Source organism: Psychrobacter sp. Ps1 (assembly GCF_022129425.1).
Classification (GTDB): Bacteria; Pseudomonadota; Gammaproteobacteria; order Pseudomonadales; family Moraxellaceae; genus Psychrobacter.
On the sequence record NZ_JADQAN010000045.1, the window covers coordinates 1 to 5,164 of the forward strand.

The following is a 5,164-nucleotide window of genomic DNA, read 5'->3' on the forward strand; positions in this document are numbered from 1 at the left end:
GCCCTTGCAGGGGGCTAAAATGCTAAAAAGCTGGGTGAAATGGGTAAACGCCCCTGTTACACCCGCTTTTTTTGTCTTTAAAACCTTTTAAAAAAATATGCGAAATATATCCGCTGTTACAATGAATAAAGAACAAAATTCTTGTATCATAATTTTATATTTACATTTGTTAACTTAATAGTTACATTGTGGGCACCTAGTTTACGCCATGAGTAACTAAAAAATTAAGAAGGAAGTGAAATGAAAGCCGTACTTACTCTAATAACTGCTTTATCGCTTGGTGGCTGTGTTTCAGCAGCCCATCATGCAGAACAAGTTCAAGCCAACTCAAATATATCTGTAGGCGTTGCTCAAAAACAAATCAAAGTGGGCATGAGTGGTGCAGATGTATTACAAGTGCTTGGTTCGCCAAATATGGTTTCTACAGATGATCAAAGAAGAGAGGTCTGGGTTTACGATAAGGTAGCTACAGACAGAGTGCAGTCATCAAGTACAGGTTGGGTTTTTGCTGTTTTAGCAGGTGGTCAAATGAGCTCAGGGGCATCATCTACTTCGCAAAGAACACTTACTATAATAATAAAATTTGATGAGCAAAACTTAGTAAGAGATTTTGCATATCATTCATCAAAGTTTTAAGGGCTAACTAATGAAAAAAATGAAATACATTTTTATTGCTTGCACTCTGGCAATGACGGGTTGTGCAACAACTGCACCAGAAAATCTATTCCAAACTTCTGAGACTTCTCTTCAAGACCGCCAAATGCAGTCCAGATTCTTTGAAACCAAGAATGAAGTTGCTCTTCTTTCAGCTGGGGTAGCTGTATTGCAAGATATGGGTTATTCGATAGATGAGACTGAAACAAAATCAGGTGTTATTACAGCATCTAAGACTGTCAGTGCTACCAACAATGCGCAGATAGCAGGCGCTGTATTACTAGCCGTACTTGGTGGTGGCGCTATGTCAGTTGATAGCGAACAACAAATTAAAGTTAGTTTCGTCACAATACCTTCTAACCTTAATAACGAAGGCTATTTAGCTAGAGCTACTTTCCAGCGTATTGTGACAAATACTCAAGGACAAGTAACTAAAGCCGAAACTATGGAAACAGAGGAGCTATATGTTGAGTTCTTCAGTAAATTATCTAAATCAGTATTTTTAGAGGCTCAAGAAATATGAAATCATTGAAAATAGCTTTTTTTGCCGCTTTCATCGCTATTACAGGTTGTGCAACCCATGATGCTAGAATCTTGGGCGCTGATAATCAAGTAGAGCTACGCAATATGCAAACGCGAGCTTTTGACACTAGTGATAAGACTGTAGTAGTTAGAAATGTAATATCAACCTTACAAGATTTGAGTTTTGTCATTGATAAAGCTGATACAGATCTAGGTACAGTTTCAGCTACTAGACTAGTCAATGGTAGTAGAGTCAGAATGACAGTTACTGCTAGACCGTCTAGTTCTGGCAAATCTACGATCGTTAGAGCAAATGCGCAGTACAACTTAAAACCAATTGAAAACCCCAAAATATATCAAGATTTTTTCTCATCACTATCAAAATCGCTTTTCCTATCAGCCAATGCTGTAGAGTAATACAGATATAAAAAACCCGTGAAAATCTCACGGGTTTTTTATATCATTTAATATTCAAGATACTCTCTTATAGGTCTCTTTCCGAACTGTGAGGCATCTTTTTTTAGTCGATTAATCATCTCAAACTCCCATCCATTCTGCGACTGTCCAGCTGGGCTAGTAGGGCTTACTAAATGATTGTAATCCGCCATAAAAGTAGGGTTGCGAACAATACGCCCTAGCTGTTTATCGTTCAAACCATTAATGGTGAACATATCTGCTGTATCTGCGTCTCTACTACTTTCTGGTGGTACTTTCTTAGGTCGACTCTTAGTTAGAACCTTAAACTTAAAACCTACTATGGCTACACCCTTTTTAACTTGTTCATAGCTGACTTTTAGGTCTGACTTTCCATTTATCTCATTTACTGCAAGATCTAGAACTCGCTTCTTAAAGTCGCTCATTGCCTTATACTCAGTTTCCTCGACACCCAATTGTCCTCTGAAAGTATCTAGGTCGAAATTTACCTTCTTCGCTTGTCTCCACTGATTAAGTAACTCATATAATCGTACAGAGTACACACTCTTCATTGGTGCCACCTGCTCTAGCGCAAACCTTGTGAATAGAGTTTTGGCTTCTATAGCATCAATACGTGTAATCTCCTTGACTACAGCAGGTGTAAGCATTATTTCAATAATAGCCTCATCATCTAGATACTTTGCCTGACTCACCCAATGAGACTTAACTGGCTTACCATCCCGCTCATCAAGAAATGTAAAATAACGCTTAAATAAAGAGGTTTCAGCCTCAATAAGAACTTCGTAGGCTGTTTGTCTTGTTACGCCGAACGCCTCGGCATAACGGCTTGCATGGATAGGTAACGGAGTTACGGTATCTATTCCTGTACCTGTCTCTCTTGCATCTATAATCGCTAACTGCATAAGGCGAATTTCAGAAAGAGATAATTTTTGTAGAGCTGTATTTAGCCTATGAGTTTTGACAACCTCGTTTTTTAATCCTTTATCGCTCATTCCTATAAGCCTATTTTATTTTTAATGACTTAAATATATCAAGTCATTAAAGGGTCGTCAATAAATAATGTCCTTAATTGACAGGTAAACGTCCGTTAATTGACAGGTAAACGTCCGTTAATTGACAGGTAAACGTCCGTTAATTGACAGGTAAACGTCCGTTAATGCTCTCTGAGACTTAACAATAGCAAGGTACACAGGCAACTTAAAAGCATTAAAAGCATTAAAAGCATTAAAAACCTTTTTTGTTTTTGATTATTTAAAAAAGAAGATGAAGAGCCTGACTTATATTAAAATCTCAACCTCATAGTATTAGATTGAACCTGTTGTTTAACAGCACTCAAACCGTCGTTTATAGCCTCCTGTTGATCGTCAGACAGCTCTTTGGTGTAACTGCTCATAAATGTATTTAACGAGCCTTGTAGAGCCTCTGAGTGTGTTCTATGTTGATTGGCTTGTTGTAAATCTCTTAAACCTATTAAGCTATGCTTGAATTGCTGACAAGTATGGTTAATCGTATAGGTACGATGTTTAATGGCTAACGCTATATTTAGCTCTTCGTTTGCCTCATCATTGATGTAACTTTCCAATGATTTGATATAACTGGGCGCTGATATGCTCCCAGCGATCATTTTGCTAATTCCACCAGCATTACCTAAGTCACTTCTAGTCTTGCTATCAATGACTTCACGTTCTTTATCCAGGTTTTCTATGAAGGTGTCATAATGTATTTTGATAGCATCGTACTGGTCACGCTCTGTCTTTGGATCACGAAGTATATTAATCACAGCTTTGTTCTCAGTAATGAGTTTTGAATCGAACCTATCGATCATTCTTTTCATGTAATCCTGATAACCTTCATCATCCGTTTTATTTAAACCAAACTTTTCAGCGAAAGCATCGAGTAAATCGTTTTGTCGATAATCTAGTTTGTCAGGGTAATCATCTGAACTCTCACGAAAGCCAGCTCTGAGTCGATTGCTATCTTTATGACGATTCAACCATTTTTTTACGTAACTGAGTCTTACCAACTTAGCTCGTTCAAAAGCATTTTCAACTCCTCTATCTTCTGCTGCTGTTTTTCTATTAAATCGTCCTTGTTGCTCAGTAATTTTAATAGCTCTTGCTCGTCGTGCTTTGTCATCAAAGGGGTTTGGGGCAGTGGTAATTGCGTTAGCTCGGTTTGCAATGAGTTGATTAACTGCTGTTGATTGCTGCTCAAACTCTGCAATTCTTTCTTCTCTTGTTTTAACGTCAGGTTCTCTTGTTCCAGCGACTTTGAGGAGGCGCTCACTACTTTTAATCGCTTTTTCAGCGTTTCCTGAGTTGCTCCCAATGATTTTTGAGATTCCCTCAATAACTTTGTTGATTGTTTTATCTTCTCTAACTGCCCACTCAATATCTCGTTCTCTTGTTTCGATTCGCTGTTGGTTGTCATCAATGCGTTTGTCGATTTGTCGATGTCGATTAGTCGCCCACTCAATTCTTTCAGCTGCCCACTCAGTATATTCAATGGTGTGTTGCTCATCTGCTGCCCTCTGCTTACTTTGTTTGGTGAATTCTTTACGTTGATTGACGACATGAATGGCTCTGTTCTTGTTGCCTTGCTCTGTGTTTATGCCTTTGCGTTCCATACTGGTGGCATCAACGCCCATTTTGATGGTTGGTAGACGGTCTAAGCCTTGATCTTTGAAGCTGCGAGCGTCTAATTTCGCTAGACCAAGTCCGACTAACGCCTTATTTGCCATATCTACCCATAATTGGCGAATGTCTTTGATCTCTTGGATAGACGACTGCAAGCCATTGGCATCACGTTTCTTGTTTGACCACTCAAATGGAATCTTGAACTGCTTATCAAAGAATAGTGTGCCGTCTGCGCCCAACTGCGCCTCTCGGGTGGTTACTAAGATATGGGCGTGGTAGTTGCGAGGGTCTGCACCGCGAGCGACCTCTTTCTTGCTAGGCGAGTGGATGGCGCAATCGGCAATGATGTTGTATTTATCCGCTAAGGCTTGGGTAAACTCATGTGCCAGAGCCTTACGTTTCGCCTCATCTAGCTCGTAAGGCAAATTAACCAGCCATTCTCTGGCAACTCTGCTATCGATTCGCCCCTCAACCTCTTCTGCTTTGTTCCAAAGCTCTTCACGGCTAACCGTCAGACCTTTTGCTTTGAGCGCGCTCGGCAAAATAATATCGGCACTCATGACCCCTGATTTTTTTGAGTAGTCATGGCTCTTGTCGTAGCGTTCATCTTTGAGAATGACACCAGCGCGATAAGCCGCAGAAGCAACGGCTGATTGCCCTGCTTTTCGAGATATTGCTTTGGTCGAAATGTGGACTATTGCCATGATCAGTTACCAAGGTTTTGGCTTTTGGACACCACGCTTTTTGTGGTGTTTGGGGCTTGGGGTGTCCCCAACGAAAAAGGACTCTAGAGATTCAAGCATACCGTAGGTAGCGCAGAATATCTAGAGTCGTTATTTCGCCCTTGCAGGGGGCTAAAATGCTAAAAAGCTGGGTGAAATGGGTAAACGCCCCTGTTACACCCGCTTTTTTTGTCT

Annotated in this window: 5 protein-coding genes; 3 read left to right on the forward strand and 2 right to left on the reverse strand. The window is 40.2% G+C overall.

All coding sequences use genetic code 11. The features are described from left to right. Positions 1-240 precede the first annotated feature (240 nt). Genes bamE through I3249_RS12870 form a run of 3 tightly spaced genes read left to right on the forward strand, consistent with a single transcriptional unit; the run spans position 241 to position 1,593 of the window. Entirely contained in the window at positions 241-636 is a 396-nt protein-coding gene (gene bamE, locus I3249_RS12860; protein ID WP_238070219.1) for an outer membrane protein assembly factor BamE, read from the forward strand. Positions 637-646: 10 nt separating this feature from the next. Further along, the gene (locus tag I3249_RS12865; protein ID WP_238070220.1) at positions 647-1,177 is read left to right on the forward strand and encodes a hypothetical protein; all 531 of its coding nucleotides are present in this window, start codon (positions 647-649) and stop codon (positions 1,175-1,177) included. Beyond that, positions 1,174-1,593, forward strand: a complete 420-nt coding sequence (locus I3249_RS12870) for a hypothetical protein (protein ID WP_238070221.1) — start codon at positions 1,174-1,176, stop codon at positions 1,591-1,593. Before I3249_RS12865 ends, I3249_RS12870 begins: the two co-directional genes overlap by 4 nt. Before the next feature lie 47 nt (positions 1,594-1,640). On the opposite strand, the gene repM is transcribed toward I3249_RS12870, so the two are convergent. Beyond that, positions 1,641-2,603 carry a replication initiation protein RepM gene (gene repM / locus I3249_RS12875; protein WP_238070222.1) on the reverse strand — a complete coding sequence of 321 codons (963 nt, stop codon included), beginning with the start codon at positions 2,601-2,603 and terminating at the stop codon, positions 1,641-1,643. Positions 2,604-2,893: 290 nt separating this feature from the next. Beyond that, positions 2,894-4,951: a MobA/MobL family protein gene (locus I3249_RS12880; RefSeq protein ID WP_238070223.1), complete on the reverse strand. Its 2,058-nt coding sequence runs from the start codon at positions 4,949-4,951 to the stop codon at positions 2,894-2,896. Positions 4,952-5,164: the final 213 nt, after the last annotated feature.

Excerpts from the sequence above, each read along its gene's own strand:
- I3249_RS12865 (WP_238070220.1), top strand. The coding sequence starts at position 647 with ATGAAAAAAATGAAATACATTTTTATTGCTTGCACTCTGGCAATGACG.
- I3249_RS12880 (WP_238070223.1), bottom strand. The coding sequence starts at position 4,951 with ATGGCAATAGTCCACATTTCGACCAAAGCAATATCTCGAAAAGCAGGG.
- bamE (WP_238070219.1), top strand. The coding sequence starts at position 241 with ATGAAAGCCGTACTTACTCTAATAACTGCTTTATCGCTTGGTGGCTGT.
- I3249_RS12870 (WP_238070221.1), top strand. The coding sequence starts at position 1,174 with ATGAAATCATTGAAAATAGCTTTTTTTGCCGCTTTCATCGCTATTACA.
- repM (WP_238070222.1), bottom strand. The coding sequence starts at position 2,603 with ATGAGCGATAAAGGATTAAAAAACGAGGTTGTCAAAACTCATAGGCTA.